Origin of the sequence: Labrenzia sp. 5N, assembly GCF_012395805.1 — a bacterium.
GTDB lineage: Bacteria > Pseudomonadota > Alphaproteobacteria > Rhizobiales > Stappiaceae > Roseibium > Roseibium algicola.
In genome coordinates this window covers 647,235-662,070 of record NZ_JAAZTM010000004.1, presented here as the reverse complement: position 1 = coordinate 662,070, position 14,836 = coordinate 647,235, and the positions used below count along the sequence as shown (strand labels likewise).

15 protein-coding genes are annotated in these 14,836 nt (G+C 59.6%); 5 read left to right on the top strand and 10 right to left on the bottom strand.

The features are described 5' to 3' along the window. Nucleotides 1-2: 2 nt before the first annotated feature. The 3 genes from HEP89_RS06155 to HEP89_RS06145 all read right to left on the bottom strand — a co-directional run bounded on the left by HEP89_RS06155 (nt 3) and on the right by HEP89_RS06145 (nt 2,426). Nucleotides 3-1,022 carry a DUF3137 domain-containing protein gene (locus tag HEP89_RS06155; protein ID WP_168691553.1) on the bottom strand — a complete coding sequence of 340 codons (1,020 nt, stop codon included), beginning with the start codon at nt 1,020-1,022 and terminating at the stop codon, nt 3-5. Further along, complete coding sequence (locus HEP89_RS06150) at nt 1,019-1,594, bottom strand: LemA family protein (RefSeq protein ID WP_167579513.1); 576 nt, start codon at nt 1,592-1,594, stop codon at nt 1,019-1,021. The genes HEP89_RS06155 and HEP89_RS06150 overlap by 4 nt, the downstream gene beginning before the upstream one ends. Before the next feature lie 121 nt (nt 1,595-1,715). After that, on the bottom strand, nt 1,716-2,426 hold the full coding sequence (locus HEP89_RS06145) for a LuxR family transcriptional regulator (RefSeq protein ID WP_161633214.1): 711 nt from the start codon (nt 2,424-2,426) through the stop codon (nt 1,716-1,718). A gap of 148 nt (nt 2,427-2,574) precedes the next feature. On the opposite strand from HEP89_RS06145, the gene HEP89_RS06140 reads away from it, so the two are divergent. Next, nucleotides 2,575-3,900, top strand: coding sequence for a hypothetical protein (locus tag HEP89_RS06140; RefSeq protein WP_168691552.1), 1,326 nt, complete (start codon nt 2,575-2,577; stop codon nt 3,898-3,900). Nucleotides 3,901-4,014: 114 nt separating this feature from the next. Further along, nucleotides 4,015-4,482 (top strand): hypothetical protein, encoded by a 468-nt coding sequence (locus HEP89_RS06135; protein ID WP_077291035.1) that lies wholly within the window; start codon nt 4,015-4,017, stop codon nt 4,480-4,482. A gap of 42 nt (nt 4,483-4,524) precedes the next feature. On the opposite strand, the gene HEP89_RS06130 is transcribed toward HEP89_RS06135, so the two are convergent. The 3 genes from HEP89_RS06130 to HEP89_RS06120 form a co-directional block, all read right to left on the bottom strand. Further along, nucleotides 4,525-5,247, bottom strand: a complete 723-nt coding sequence (locus tag HEP89_RS06130; protein ID WP_168691551.1) for a transporter substrate-binding domain-containing protein — start codon at nt 5,245-5,247, stop codon at nt 4,525-4,527. A 131-nt stretch (nt 5,248-5,378) separates the two neighbouring features. Next, the gene (locus HEP89_RS06125) at nt 5,379-7,553 is read right to left on the bottom strand and encodes a xanthine dehydrogenase family protein molybdopterin-binding subunit (protein ID WP_168691550.1); all 2,175 of its coding nucleotides are present in this window, start codon (nt 7,551-7,553) and stop codon (nt 5,379-5,381) included. Nucleotide 7,554: 1 nt separating this feature from the next. Next, nucleotides 7,555-8,016, bottom strand: a complete 462-nt coding sequence (locus HEP89_RS06120; protein ID WP_075281718.1) for a (2Fe-2S)-binding protein — start codon at nt 8,014-8,016, stop codon at nt 7,555-7,557. 300 nt (nt 8,017-8,316) lie between these two features. Here HEP89_RS06120 and HEP89_RS06115 point away from each other — a divergent pair, with 300 nt between their 5' ends. After that, nucleotides 8,317-9,036, top strand: a complete 720-nt coding sequence (locus HEP89_RS06115; protein ID WP_075281717.1) for a response regulator — start codon at nt 8,317-8,319, stop codon at nt 9,034-9,036. Next, nucleotides 9,033-10,439 (top strand): HAMP domain-containing sensor histidine kinase, encoded by a 1,407-nt coding sequence (locus tag HEP89_RS06110; protein WP_197923152.1) that lies wholly within the window; start codon nt 9,033-9,035, stop codon nt 10,437-10,439. Before HEP89_RS06115 ends, HEP89_RS06110 begins: the two co-directional genes overlap by 4 nt. 115 nt (nt 10,440-10,554) lie before the next feature. On the opposite strand, the gene HEP89_RS06105 is transcribed toward HEP89_RS06110, so the two are convergent. From HEP89_RS06105 to HEP89_RS29815, 3 genes are read right to left on the bottom strand one after another with little or no spacing between them, the layout of a single operon-like run. After that, nucleotides 10,555-10,704 (bottom strand): hypothetical protein, encoded by a 150-nt coding sequence (locus HEP89_RS06105; RefSeq protein WP_168691549.1) that lies wholly within the window; start codon nt 10,702-10,704, stop codon nt 10,555-10,557. Continuing rightward, entirely contained in the window at nt 10,688-11,149 is a 462-nt protein-coding gene (locus HEP89_RS06100) for a dihydrofolate reductase family protein (protein WP_286201030.1), read from the bottom strand. Before HEP89_RS06100 ends, HEP89_RS06105 begins: the two co-directional genes overlap by 17 nt. Then, nucleotides 11,083-11,400, bottom strand: coding sequence for a hypothetical protein (locus tag HEP89_RS29815; protein WP_286201023.1), 318 nt, complete (start codon nt 11,398-11,400; stop codon nt 11,083-11,085). Before HEP89_RS29815 ends, HEP89_RS06100 begins: the two co-directional genes overlap by 67 nt. A gap of 439 nt (nt 11,401-11,839) precedes the next feature. On the opposite strand from HEP89_RS29815, the gene HEP89_RS06095 reads away from it, so the two are divergent. Beyond that, nucleotides 11,840-12,682, top strand: coding sequence for an alpha/beta hydrolase (locus HEP89_RS06095; RefSeq protein ID WP_228148114.1), 843 nt, complete (start codon nt 11,840-11,842; stop codon nt 12,680-12,682). Nucleotides 12,683-12,730: 48 nt separating this feature from the next. Here HEP89_RS06095 and HEP89_RS06090 read toward each other — a convergent pair whose 3' ends face one another. Continuing rightward, the gene (locus HEP89_RS06090) at nt 12,731-14,827 is read right to left on the bottom strand and encodes a PAS domain S-box protein (protein WP_168691548.1); all 2,097 of its coding nucleotides are present in this window, start codon (nt 14,825-14,827) and stop codon (nt 12,731-12,733) included. Nucleotides 14,828-14,836 lie beyond the last annotated feature (9 nt).

Here is a 14,836-nt window from a genome sequence, read left to right as displayed (position 1 = left end):
CCCTATTCGACGGTATTCTTGACAGAGAACTTTGCAGCCTCGAACTCGGTCAGCAGGTTGGCGAGATGTGCATCGACCCGGTCCGGGTGCGCATTGGCACCGACAAGCTTGTCCTGTGCCAGAAAGAACAGGACATCGTCGTCAATCACGAAGCCGACAGTATGATACCGCTCAAGCAGATCGAGCAGGGTGGTCTGAGTAGCAGGTGTCAGGATGCTGAGAACGGCAAGGTCCGCATCCGTTCCGGCACCGTTTGAACAGGAGACATGGAATGCCTCGTTGAAGGCGATGGACTCCGTCTTGATGTCCCGATCCAGAGGGCCCTTGTGGAAGAGGTTCTCCGGTCGAACTGCAGCCCGGACGCCTGTCTTGCGGTCAAGTTTGTAAGCGCCCAGGAGGGAGTAGAACACGCCGAAGCCCCCTCTACCGCCACGGGCGTCACGCCTCAGGGCAGGATTCGCCGCAAGGCCGGCTTCCATTTCCATGGCACCGATTGCGACCCAGAACGGCAATCCGTCGTTGCTGCTTGTGCCCCAGAATTCGCCATCGAATTGGGCACCAACAAAGGACCCGACCTGAAGCCTGGTCAGTTCCGGGACGCGGTCTTCCACGGCAAGCGCTCTTTCGGATTTGACCAGGTGCGTTCGGCGATCCGCGCCGTCCGATGTCATGACGGTGCCGAATTCACGCACGCGCTCCATGAGCTTGCCGGTGTAGCTCCAGCCTTTCCTGCGTGCGAGTTCGACCCGGCGCTTCAGCTGTCGGCCGTCCCTGTTTTCAAGCTCCCCCGCCAGAAACATGAGCGCGAACATCACGGTCGTGACCGCAACAGGCACAAACGGAAAGCCGTCCGTCCAGAAGCCCTGCACCATGGTCCACAGAAGGGCAAGGATCGCCCCTATCGGCAGCATGCGCCGGACCGGAGCCGGCAGAACAACACCGGATCGGATGTCGGAGACGTCGGGGGTCTCAACGGAGATTTCACCCTTGATCGGGTCCCAGTGCGTGACGCGCCCACTCATGACGGCGCTCTTGTCAGGTCGATTGGCGGTACGGCTTCAGCGGACTTCAACTGGTCTGCATCGAGTGCGAAAAACGCTGCCCGTTCGAAGCCGAGGAGCGCGCCGACCCAACACGATGGGATGGCATCCAGCAGCGTGTTGTAGCGATCCACATTGCCGTTATAGAGCCGGCGTGCGGCACTGATCTGGTCCTCGGTTTCCTCCAGCTGTTTTTGCAGCTGAAGGATGTTTTCCGTCGAAGTCACATCTGGATGATGTTCCGTGTAACCAAGGAAGGTGCTCAACCCCGCGGTCAGGTCGCCTTCGGCTCGTTCGATGTCTTCCAGGCTGCCCTGCCGGACCGCAATCGCCTTCTCCCGTACTTCCAGAAGACGGTCGAAGACATGGTTTTCCTGACGGATGGCGGAGCGGACCGCGCTCACCAACCCGGGAACAAGGTCATGCCGCCGCTTGAGTTGAACCTGAATGCCGGAACGCCCGTTCGCAACGGCATTTCTGGCCGCTGCAAGGCGGTTCTGCAGGTAGACGAACCCGCCAAGGCTCAGGATCAGTAGGATGAAAAGCGTCGTCATGCATGTCTCCGGAAAACCCATGTCCGGACGACAACAGAACAGTTGGGGTGACACGCGCCCTCTCCCATTTAAGGGAGCTTGAACACGTGAAAGGCACAGGACACCTTTTCCACATTCCTGACTAAGGGGAAATCAGCCCGTTGAGCAGCGCGATGGCAATTGCCTGTTCGCGGGTTGCGGCGCGAAGTTTTGTGCGGGCGTTCTTGAGATGAAGTTCGACGGTAACCGGCCTGAGGCCGAGCTTGTCTGCAATCTGCTTGCTGCGCAGGCCTTGCGCGACCCAAAGGAGGCATTCCTTTTCCCTCGGGCTCAGCGCGATGTCCCTGTGCTCGTTTTCCAGCGCGGCCTGCAGGCGCTGGTGCGCAAAGAAGGCTGTCAGCCGGAGCAGGTCGGCATGTTCTGAAAATATCTTCTCGATTTCGTGGCGCGGCAGGCTTGATCCGAGGTTCCAGCCACCAGCTCCACCAGGGCCCGCTTGCCGCACGATACAGGACATGCCGGCACGCATGCCGGTTTCTCCAGCTTCCTGAATGAGTTGGCGCTGGGCAGTGCACAGATACGGGTAGTCCGAAAGATAGTCGATGCCTGTCCCCATAGGAGTAGTCGAGGTGCAGCAATAGGCAAAGAAGGGGTCGATCCGCTCATAGGCGGCTGCGCGGTAATGAGAGGTCCAGCTTTCCGGAAAGGTAGTGAACATCGACAGACCCGCCATCGTGCGGTCGATGTAAATGAGCTTGTCGAAGCCAAAGGATTCGAAGAATTGTGCACTGGCTGTCCAGGCACTGTTGGAAGAAATTCCTTCAGGCAATTTCTCGATCAAACTGGGCGGCACTGCGTCTGTCCAAGCATAAACTATGGTTTTCCATATATTGGAGATCATAGGGTGCCGGGTTACATCGGACAACGGTTAGAGTTCACGGGGATTTTTACCTGACCAGGGCCCGTCGGACGGAAAACGTTTTCGAGGGGCCGCTTCTGACGTGACAGGTACGGGATCACAGACAATCGTTCTTGGAACGCTTCTGCTGGGACCGCTGGTTTACGCCTTCTGGCGCAGCCGCAAGGGAACGCGAGCCGACTACATTTTCAACTCGGGTCGCACGGGTTTACTGGCCACGGTCGCCGGTATCATCTGCGGCAATATCGGCATCGGTACATTCGTTGCACTGGTGCTGTTTTCCGCCGCAAGCCCGGTCATCGGCCTGTCGCTCGCGCTGGCTTACGGCACCGGGCTGCTGATGTGTGCCCTTGTCGCTACGGGTGTGCACAGACTGTCGCAAAAATACGGGGTGAGGGGACTGATCGACCTCATCGTGGTCACCCACAATGTGCGGCACCCGATCCTGATATTGGGGCCGGTTGCCTTTGTCTTTCTTCTGCGGGCCTCGGTACAATTGATTGCCCTGGCCGTTATCCTGACGGCTGTCCTTCCAATCCCGCCGCTTGCGGCAGTCGTGCTCGCAACATTCTTTGCAGGGGCCTATACGGCGATTGGCGGCTACAGAGTGGCAACGGAAACCGACATTCCGCAGGCCGTGGTCATTCTCGTCGGCATTGCGATCCTCGGGATGTGGAACATGGAAGCGCCTTCGCGGGAGCTCGTGTTTTTCGACCTTGGTCCCTACCGCTTTCCGATCCTGATCGGCATCTGGCTGTTCATACCGGCAAGCGCTGTTCTGGCAGTCGACAACTGGCAGCGGATGGCGACCGCACGCGAGCCGTCGGTTGCCCGGAGCGCATTCCTGCTCGGAGCCCCGATATGCCTTGCGGGATACCTCATTATCGTCTGGCTCGGGCTGCACAGCATGCCTGGCGGGGACGTGATGCAGATCCTGCACACGTCGGTGCCGCAGACCTGGACATGGCTTGTCGACCTGATGCTCATCGCCGTGGTGATGTCGACGATGGACACGTTCGTGATGCCGCTGATGGCCGGTCTGGAACGGACAGAACTGTCGCTGGGGAGATTGCAGCTTATCGTTGCCGCGCTGTTCACGTTGCTCGGTCTTTCAGCGGCCTTGTTCGCGGATGTCCTGAACTCGATCATTTCCGCCTTCAGTTCGCTGGCGGTGTTCTTGCCGGTTGTCTGGGCGTCGGTTCGCGGCCGACGTGTGAGTGCGCCGGCGGCAATCGTGTCCCTGAACGTCGGGATCGCGGTCACCGTGCTGCTGACAACGGTGGACCTGAATTCCGCGGCGTTGGCTGGCTTTCTTCTGTCCTGGCTGCTGTATGAGACAGTGTCACGCCTTGCCCCGGGCCAGTCCCTGGCGCTTCGCAAGGTTGCTGAAAGAGACGCGAGAGTTTGATGCTTCGCCGCCTAAGTAACTGCGATTTCCGCTCAAGCTCTCCCATATGGGACATTTGCAGTCTGCAAGGATCGCCTACTCCTTCCCGAGTTTCGGCTCAAAGGAGACAATCTGATGAAATACGCCTACGCTCTTGCAGCTGGCCTTCTGCTGGGTCTGCCGGCAGAATTTGCGACAGCACAGTCGCGCTCCAATGAGGGAGTGACAGGTCAACCACAGGCCTGTCCGTTCAACCATCCTGTTGGTTGCTTCATCAAGACCGGTTCCAAAGGGCCGGTGAAGTCCGTCTACTTCTTCAACGACTACAAGCAAAACCGGTGCGGGGTTCATACGCAGGTCTGCCCCGAAGGGCGCAAATGTTTCACGCGCACGGAGAAACTGAGCCTGAACACAGCGACGGGAGAATTCTATTCAAGCCGGATCAATGGAGCGGTCACCGTGACGAACAGTTACGGGTTCTCCACCAAGACGATTGGGTCCGGTTATCCCGCCTTCATGCGGGCGAAGGTCAAATATGTCGGGAAAAACGGCAAGGCGAGAACCAGCACATTGTCCTTCAAGGCGTCGTCTGAAGGGTGCTGACCGGCCTCTGCAGCAGGCCCGGACAGTTTGCGAAACCTTTCGTCAGTTCAGCCTTTGAACCTTGCTCAGCGCACCTTCCGTCTGCAGCCGGGAGACCGCTTCCTTGATGCGGGTCCTGACCGCTCTTCCCACATCGCATTTCGGTGTCCAGGCAAATACCGACACCTTTCTGACGGGAGTTGCGTGGAAGGTCTTGTCGAGATCGACACAAATCTCGGCGTCCTGGCTTTGCAGCAAGTTGCAGTTCGGCCGGAGGCCAACGATGGCGCTTACGCTTTGCCGGGACAGCATGTCGACCATCTGGTCCGGATGCTCGACCTCGACCTTCGCAATCTTATCGTTGGCGTTTATTTCCGGTAGGAGCTCGGAGCCGAGCAGCAGGCCGACCGAATTGCCTTCAAGCTCTTTCAAGCTGCCGAGGGGATCCAGTTTGTTCGAGTAAAGAACGACTTCCATGTCCCAGAGGCGTGCAGCCTCCTCCGAGCTGGCCCGGATTTCGGGGTGATCCGGCATCACCACAAATCCCTTGAAACAGCCACTGGCCACCGTGTGCACGCGCTTGTAGGGCATGACGATGAACTCGGGTGTAGCTCCCATCTCATCTGCGATCATTGCGGCGACGTCGACGAGCAAACCGCTGGGAGGGTTCGAGTTTTTTCCCCAGGGAGGCACTTCTATCGTCGGTACCTTGATAGTGTCGGCAATGGAAACGCCCGGGAGCAGAAAAACGCTCATGGCGACCAAAAACGCCGATAGTCCCCGCATGCCGCTCCTCCTCACCCGGTTCCGAGCCGATTACAGCGAGATCATTGCGTAGTGGACCTTCCATGACAATTGTCGAAACTCTGAAGGTTTGGCAAAAAAGGCCGCCATCTCTGGCGGCCTCCGGGGCATGTTTAAGTGGATATGCCTCTTGTGAAGGGGAGGGTCCGTATGCGGGAGCCGGTGAGCTTTTTCCAGGCATTGGCGACAGCGGGAGCAACAGGCGGTACACCCGGTTCACCGACCCCGGTCGGGTCGGCCTGCGATTTGATGATCGAAACCTCGACTTCCGGCGTTTCGGACAGCCGCAACGACCGGTAAGTGTCGAAGTTCGACTGTTCCGGCTGCCCGTCCGCATCAATGGTGATTTCGTCATACATGGCAGCGCCTAGAGCGTAGCCGACCCCGCCTTCCAGCTGAGCCCGGATCAGGTCCGGGTTGATGGCAACGCCGCAGTCGATCGCGCACCAGACCTTATGCACCCTTGGCAATCCGTCCTCGCCGCGCGAGACTTCGGCGATTTCTGCAACGTAGCTGCGGAAACATCTGGTGATTGCAACGCCCATCGCCCTGTCGTCGCCGCTGCTGGCACCGGACCAGTTTGCCATGTCGGCGACCTGCTCGAGAACTCTACGCAACCGCGGCTCTTCTTCGGAGATCAAGGCAAGGCGACCGGCAACAGGGTCGCGCCCGCCAAGTTCCAGAAGATCATCGAGGAATGTCTCGACCGCATAACACGTGTGACTGCTGCCGACAGAACGCCAGAAATTGGTGCTGACCCCGTTTTCCATCAGATGCAGCCCGACACGAAGATTTGGGATTGCATAAGGCATACCCATCGCACCTTCGACGGCGGATCTGTCGATTCCGTTGCGCACGGCTCCATCAAAGGCTGTTCCTTTCAGAAAGGACTGAACGGCGATGACCTGGTCCCAGGCCGAGATGTTGCCAGCATCGTCCACACCGCCGCGCAATTTGTGAACGCACATCGGCCTGTAGCGTCCGCCTCGGATATCGTTTTCCCTGTCCCAGAGATGCTTGACCGGTCCCTGACCCCAGACCTTGGCAACGCCTACGGCTTCGGCAGCGAATTCCGCATCCGGTGTTCCAAGGCGCCCGAAGCTGCCGCCGGCAAGCATGGTATGAATTTCGACCTGCTCCGGCTTGAACGCGAGCACTTTCTCTATCTCGCGCTGATCACGTGTGACGAGCTGGCTGGCCATCCAGATGTCGACCTTTTCCGGTGTCAGGTCGACCACCGCACCCATGGGTTCCATCGGTGCATGAGCGAGGAAAGGGAATCGGTATTCCGCTTCGATCTGCCGCGCGGCGTCCTTCAGTGGCATGTCACCTTCACCACGCTTTTCAGCTTCTGCACCAGGGGTCTGGGCAGCCGCGGCGTAGGTTGTGAACATCTCTTCGCTGCTGCGCGTTTCAGCCTTGGTCAAATCCCATTCGACCTCAAGAGCCGCCTTGCCCTGCATGGCGGCGTAGCGCGTGCGGGCAATCACCACAACACCGCGTCCGACTTCGTGAACGGCCAGCACGCCCGGCAGGCCGAGCGCGGCCGCGGCATCGACGCGTGATACCGTTGCGCCAAAGACCGGCGGGTGCAGGATTGAGCTGTGGACCATTCCGTCCAACGTCATGTCGATGGTGTAGATTGCCTGACCTGACGATTTTTCGAGACCATCCACACGCCTGAGATCGCTGCCGATCAGCGTGAAGTCGGCAGGATCCTTGAGAACCGGCTCCTTGACGGGCGGCATCTGCGCCGCGGTTTCGGCGAGGGCTCCGAAGCCGGATGTCCGGCCACTGGGCGCATGACGCACGATCCCGGATTTCACGTCGATTTCCTTTTCCGGCACGTTCCAGAGACGCGCGGCAGCGGCAACAAGCATCGCCCGGGCAGCCGCGCCTGCCTTGCGCATCTGATAATAGCTGTTGGCCATCGCCGATGAGCCGCCCGTTCCCTGCATGCCCATGTTGAGATTGGCATAAAGCTCGACATCCGCAGGCGCTGCCTCGACGCGCATCTGGTTCCAGTCCGCATCCAGCTCTTCGGCAGCGAGTGTCGCTAGACCGGTGAATGTTCCTTGTCCGAATTCGATATGCTTGGAAATCACGGTGACGGTGTTGTCGGGAGCGATTTTCAGGAAGGCATTCGGTGCTGCCGGCAGATCCCGCATCTCTGCGGGGCTCATCCGCCGGATCGCCTGACCGAAGCTTTGGCTTGGAAGCACCATGGATATGACAAGCCCGCCGCCGATGCGGGTCAGGAAGGACCGTCGTGTCAGCGTTGTGTTCATCTCAGGTCCTCAGGGTTTCAGCGGCACGCTGGATTGCATGGCGAATGCGGACGTAGGACGCGCAGCGGCAGATGTTGCCGGACATGGCGTCGTCGATATCCTCAACGCTCGGGTTCGGATTGTGTTGCAGCAGATCGATGGCGGACATCACCTGACCGGACTGGCAATAGCCGCATTGGGGAACATTGAAGTTGCTCCAGGCATCCTTGACCGCCACGGACACCTCGTCGACGAGACCTTCGATCGTCCGCACGGACTGACCGTCGATGCTTTCGACCGAAGTGATGCAGGCCCTCTGGCCCATGCCGTCAACGTGAACGGTGCAGGCGCCGCACTGGGCAATGCCGCAACCGAATTTCGTTCCGGTGAGACCGTATTCGTCCCGGATCACCCAGAGAAGAGGCGTTTCCGGGTCGCCGTCATACGTCACCTCTTTGCCGTTGAGTTCGAATGTCACAGCCATCCAACAACTCCTTTGCTGTCGTTGATGCCAACACCTGGCCGTTGCCGGCGTGGTCATCGACAAAAACTGAGGGAGAGACGTCGCAGGGATGTGCCGGGAGAGCGAGCGTTTGTATCGTTTGTATCGCGGCGCACACGCGGCCACCTGTGCCGACGAGGGTGACCGGGCAAGCAAAGCTGGTCTCAGTTGGCACCCGGAACCGGCATCAACCGGACATGTATGCCACATTTGATACATTTGCCGACGTGGCCGGCGCTTCGATCTGGGCTATTCATGGGGTGTTCTGCCGGGATAAGCATCATGAAAGACAAGCCCCATATCGTCATCGTCGACGACCACCGGGAAATCCGCGACCTGATCGGGGACTACCTGACAGGCCATGGCTACCGAGTCAGTCTTGCCGATGGTGGGGACGCGCTCAGAAAGGTGCTGAAGTACAACGCCCCGGATCTCATACTGCTCGATGTGATGATGCCGGGTGAAGACGGACTGGAGATCTGTCGCAACTTGCGGTCTGAGACGCAGGTTCCGGTCATCTTCCTGACTGCTCTTGCCGAGGATACGGACAGGATCCTGGGTCTGGAAATGGGAGCCGACGATTATGTCGTCAAACCCTTCAACCCGCGGGAAGTTCTGGCCCGTATCAGGGCGGTGCTGCGCAGAGTGGACAATGTACCCTTCAATCGTGGCAAGTTTTCCAAGGAGACAATCCGTTTCGATCAGTGGACGCTCGACCTCGGCAGGCGTGAGCTGGAGCGGAGTGATGGTCTGACGGTTGCACTGAGCACGGTCGATTTCCGGCTTCTGAAAGTGTTTCTGGAAAATCCCAAAGCGGTGCTGACCCGGGAAAAGCTGCTGGATCTTACGGTGGGCAAGGAAGCCGAACCCTTCGATCGCAGCATCGACAATCAGGTCAGCCGGCTGCGCAAGAAGATCGAGGCCAATCCAAAGAACCCGAGGATCATCCAGACCCACTGGGGCGGTGGCTACAGCCTCGGCGTGGACGTGGAAATAACATGATCAGCTGGTGGAAACGCAGTCTCGGCCGGCAGATCATCGGCCTCATGCTGATCGCGCTGGTTCTTGGTCAGTGCATCGGCTTCGCGCTTTCCTGGAACAGCCGCAGGGCGGCCCTCAAGGAAGCCGCCGAAAGTGAGTTCGTCAGCCGTACGTCAGCGCTTTGCGAAGTGATCCAGTCGATGACGGAGGACTTCAAGACAAATGTCCTGCTTGCCAGCGCGACGACCTACACGAGGTTCTGGCGAAGCGCCGAAGATCCGAGACCGGAAGGACGAAACTGGTACATCGTTGCCCGAAACGAGCTTCTGACGCCGCTCTCCGATATACTGAAGACACCCCTTCAGGCAGCAACGGTGAGCAATACGGCTTCCGAGGAATTCGTGCAGCGAAAATCCTTCGAGGGCTGGTCTGCCATGGAAAACCCGCTGTGGACCTGCCCGCAAGCGGCAAGCGTCCTGCCGTTCAGGGACCAGATCGGTCTTGGCATCGTCGTGGAACTTGCCGATGGAAGCTGGCTGAACGCGGTTTTCTACAAGACCCACATCCCCAACGACGGCACTTATCAATCGCTCGTCTCGACTGTTGCGACAGGGATTGCTCTTTGTCTGTTCGGCATCTTTGCGACCCGCCGCATTGCCCAGCCTCTCAGTGCGCTCGCCGATGCGGCGGAAAAAATCGGCCGCGGTGAGGAAAGCGCGCCTGTGCCGGAACGCGGGCCCAGCGACATTGCAAGATTGTGCGGCACCTTCAACCAGATGCAGGAGCGGCTGCGCCGGTTCGTCGAAGATCGGACACAGATGCTGGCGGCAATCGGCCATGATCTCAGGACCCCGCTCACGACAATGCGGTTGCGTGTCGAACAGATTGGGGACCCTCAACTGCGTGACCGGCTGACCGAAACCATCGACGACATGAAATCGATGACCGATGCCACGCTGTCTTTCGCCAGAGCGGATGCCGCCACCGAAAAGACAAGGCTGGTGGATATGGGCTCGCTCCTGGAGAGCCTTTGCGATGACATGAGGGAACTCGGTCTCGATATCGACTTTGAGGAAGCAGACAGGATCTCCTGCCGGTGCCGCCCGGACGGCATCAGGCGCGCCGTTCGTAATCTCGTCGAGAACGCCTGCCAATACGCAGGCAAAGCTTCCGTTTCCTGCAAAAGGACACCATCGGCAGTCGTGATCACCGTCGCCGACACCGGGCCGGGGATTCCGGACGCGGATCTTGAACAGGTCTTTCTGCCTTTTTTCCGGTTGGAACAGTCAAGAAACCGGGACACCGGTGGCACCGGCCTCGGCCTGTCGATTGCCCGCGCCGTCGCCCGCCAGCACGGCGGCGACATTCGGCTGGAACCGAACAAGCCGGGCCTGCGTGCCGTTTTGACCGTACCTTGTCAGTAGGGACCCATGCCTGGCGTTCCGTCGTTACGGTGCGTGCCTATCCACACTCTTGACGTCAACAGGCAGGGGGTGGTCGCCCCCCCCTGCGCAAAAGCGCAGGGAGCACCATAAATCATCAGCGAGATGCCGACGACAGGTTCAGTTCACGTGTCATCGCTTCCAGCGTCGTCAGCGGCGCGGTGAAGACGACGAGTGCAAGGAACGTCGCGAAGGCTATGATGATCAGGGCCCCGGCAGGGGGATGAGATTCAGATGTCACTGTCATTCCGGTCTCGATGGGACGTGTCCCGGATCACCTTGTGGCGGATCCAGATGGTTCCGTCGTCGAATGTGCTGGAGGAGATGAGTTCGAGCCTGCGGGCATCACACGGTTGCGTATGCTCGTAAATGGCTGGAATGCCGCTCTGTCCATCAATAACAGGGAAGACGAGTGTGCTGGTTTCATCGATCATGTCGGCTGCCAGAAACGCGCCGTTGAGAGTACCGCCGCCTTCCAGCAACAGACGCCGGCAATCGAAGGCTTCCGAAATCCTTGCCAGCGCACCGGACAGGTCTGTTCCCTCCGCACCGGCAAAGAAAACGGAAATGCCGCGGGCGTACAGGTCCTGGACATGGTCGTCCGCAACTCTTTCCGAGAGCACGATCACAAGATGATCGCTGTCGAGGTCTCCGGTTTCGGGGCGTAGACGTCCGGAGCGGTCAAAGCAGATTGCGACCTTGTTTCCAGAAGAGCCGGCATGAGATCCGGACGCGGAACCGGACCTGTAGAGATGCAGGGTTCAGCTGAGGCAATGAAATCTTCCATTGTGCGCCGACCGACAATCCAGCCGTCACTGTCCAGACGTTCGGCAGCGCTTTCATAGACTGTCATGACTTCTTCATCGCTGGCCGGCCAGCGACCGGGAAGGAGGCGGCCGTCGAGAGAGGTGATCATGTGGCAGATGATGAAAGGTCGTTGCATTTGATGCGTTGCTTCCGGTTTCAAGGCGCTTGGGAGGCAAGTCGAATTTGGAGCTGACACATTACCCCGCAGACCGGATGGAAAATATGCCCTGAGCCCAACTTGCACTGATGAGAAGGACTCATGAAACAAGCCGGCTTTCGTCGACGAAATTGGCTCAACACCAGCTTCAATCAAACACGGGGCTCAACGCAACCATACCGATGTATGAGCGGTAAGACCTGCCGTACAATGGTTCCACGGTGCCCTTTCCCGCAGGCTGATGACGTCACCGCAGGCACCGCCTGCATCAGCTACGGGGAACAACATGTCCATGAAATCTGTCACGCGACGCTTCGTTCTTGAAGGACTGGCATCGGCCCCCGCGATCGGCGGGGCCGTATCCATAGTTATGCAACCGACCCCCGCCACGGCGGAAGAAATCAGGGGAACAAGCCAGATGACCGCGCAATTCGTTACCACCGCAGACGGCACCGAAATTTTTTACAAGGATTGGGGTCCGAAAAATGCCCAGCCGATCCTGTTTCACCACGGCTGGCCGCTTTCTGCCGATGACTGGGACGCCCAGATGATGTTCTTTCTGGCGAAGGGGTACCGGGTGCTGGCGCACGACCGGCGCGGCCACGGCCGTTCGACCCAGACCTTCGACGGCAACGAGATGGACACTTACGCCGATGACGTGAAGGCGCTGGTGGAAGCGTTGGACCTGCAAAACGTCATCCACGTCGGCCACAGCACCGGCGGTGGCGAGGTGGCCCGCTACCTCGGCCGTCACGGCACAGCCCGTGCTTCAAAGGCCGTGCTGCTTGGCGCTGTGCCGCCGTTGATGGTCAAGACAGCGGCCAACCCGGGCGGTCTGCCGCTGGAAGTGTTCGACGGTTTCCGGGAAACCTTTCTGGCCAACCGTTCTCAGTTCTTCCACGATATTCCGGCAGGCCCGTTTTACGGTTTCAACCGGCCGGGTGCCGTTGTCAGCCAGGGCATCGTCGACAATTGGTGGCGCCAGGGCATGATGGGGGGAGCAAAGGCTCATTACGACTGCATCAAGGCGTTTTCCCAGACCGACTTCACGGAAGACCTGAAAAAAATCGATATTCCGGTTCTGGTCATGCACGGCGACGACGACCAGATCGTCCCGATCGGGGCCTCGGCGCTGGAAAGCATCAAGCTGCTGCCGAAGGGCACGCTGAAGGTCTATGAGGGGCTGCCGCACGGCCTTGCAACGACCCATCCGGACATCGTCAATCCCGATCTTCTGGAGTTCTTCGTCCAGCCGGCGTGAGGACTTGGTTTCAGCCAGATAAACGGGAGGACGGCAGCGTCCTCCCGATCATGTTTGCACCGTTGCAGAGGCAACGGGCAGCTCCACCTGGAACCGTGCCCCGCCGAGCGGTGAACCGTCCGCCAGGATCCTGCCGCCATGACCTTCCACGATATTGCGGCAGATGGACAGGCCGATGCCAAGTCCGGTCTGTTTGGTGGTGTAGAAGCTTTCGAATATACGCTCGCGCATCTCCGCCGGAATGCCGGCACCGGTATCTTCCACGCGGATGACAACCCTGTTGTCCACCCGAGAGGTCGTGACTTCGATCAGCGGGAAGGGAATGTTCTTGCGGGCAAGTTCCTGGACGGCGTTGAGAATGAGATTGACCACCACCTGCTGGATCTGCACCCGGTCGACAAGGACATCCGGCAGGCCGTCCTTCAGCGCGGTTCGTGTATTTGTGCCGTGGGCTTGCAGCTCGTGGGAAAGAAAAACCAGAGCCTCCTCGATGATCCGATTGACCGGTGCTGCAAGCTGCTGGGTCTCCCGCTTGGTGGCCATGGAGCGGATCCTGGACACGATGTCGGCCGCGCGCCTTGCGTCGCAGACCATCGCCTCGTTGATGGCCATCAGTTCCTCAAGATCGGGGTCGGGCCGCTTCAGCCAGCGGCCGGCGGCTGACCCGTTTGCGGCAATTGCCGCCAGCGGCTGGTTGACCTCATGGGCGATGGAGGCTGCCAGTTCCCCGAGCACCGAAAGCCGGGAAGCATGCGCGAATTCGGCCTGAAGCTTTTGCAAGGCGGACTTTGCCTCGACTTCATCCGTGATGTCGACGAGCCCGACAAGCGTCATCTTCCTTGCCCGCAGGATCGGCGAGGCATTGACCAGAAACATCGTGTCGAACTCGCTTCCGTCGAGGCGGCAGTTCCGGGCGCGGACTTCGAACGGGGTTGCCGAGGCGAAGCTGTGCTGAAGCACGGCCCGGAAGGCCTCATCACCGGACGCAGGCCAGAAGCGGGATACTGTCTGGCCTATGAGGTCCTCTGCCGTTTCCGCACCAAGTATCTTGAGAGCAGCTGTATTGACCTCAACGATGAGGCAGCCCTCCATGGCGCGCCTGAGATCCTCCGGATGGTCGTCAAGATGAGCGCCCATGTCGGTAATGCCTCGGGCATGCAAGTCGTCATAGAAGCCAAGCAAGCCCGCAGTGTCGAGCTGGAACAAGGCCGTGGACATGGCCTGGAAAAGATCGCGGAAACGCAATTCCGACTGTCTCAGTTCCTCTTCCGCCTTGACGCGGTCGGTAAGGTCAATGACACCGACCAGAACCGAGCCACGACCATGATGGCCCTCCGGCCAACACACGGTGAAGAGCGCATCGATCAGCTGCCCGTCGAGCGTCGACAGCCGGGTTTCGGTCTGCAGGTTGGGTTCACGCCGCAGGGCGGCCAGCAAGGATCGGGCATAGATGGTCCGGCTTTCCTGCGGCCAGAATGGCGAGATGTTCCGGCCGATCATGCCGTCCCGGTCCTTGCCCCCGAACAGCCGCACGGTCGCATCGTTGACATCCAGGATTGTCGTGCGGGCAATGGCCTCGTCGATAAACTCGGGATGGTTTTGAAAATAGGCCGCGAAATCGGTGACGCCGGATTGCAGCAGGCCGCCGATCATCTGGCGGACTTCGGTGAAGTCCAGTTCCCAGAACGAGGCGGCCATGGCCTGGAACACGTTCGTATACTGGTGGGTGAGTGTGCGGACGGAGATTTCCGCATCACTCAACGCAGTGATGTCGCGTCCGTATTCGATGATCCACTCGGACTGCCCGTCTGCCGCTGGCACCATCGCCCAGGTCGTTTCGACGGTGAGAGTGTTGCCGGAGGCGGTGGCGCGTTCCAGATCACCGTCCCAGGCCCGGTGCGTTGCGAAAGTCTGCTGCAGGGCCTGGACGGGTTGTGGATGCCGGCTTTGCAGCAGCGTGTTCAGCTCCTGTCCGAGTACTTGAGCCGATGTCCAGCCATAGAGCGTTTCGCTCGCCCGGTTCCAGTAGGCGATGCGCCAGGTTCGGTCGCACAGGACGACGCTTTGCGGGGCATGGTCCAGAAGGGCGGTTGCTGCCGCGTCAGGGCGCTGCAATTCAGAAAGAGGGATAGGTCCTTCCAGCATGCGGCATCT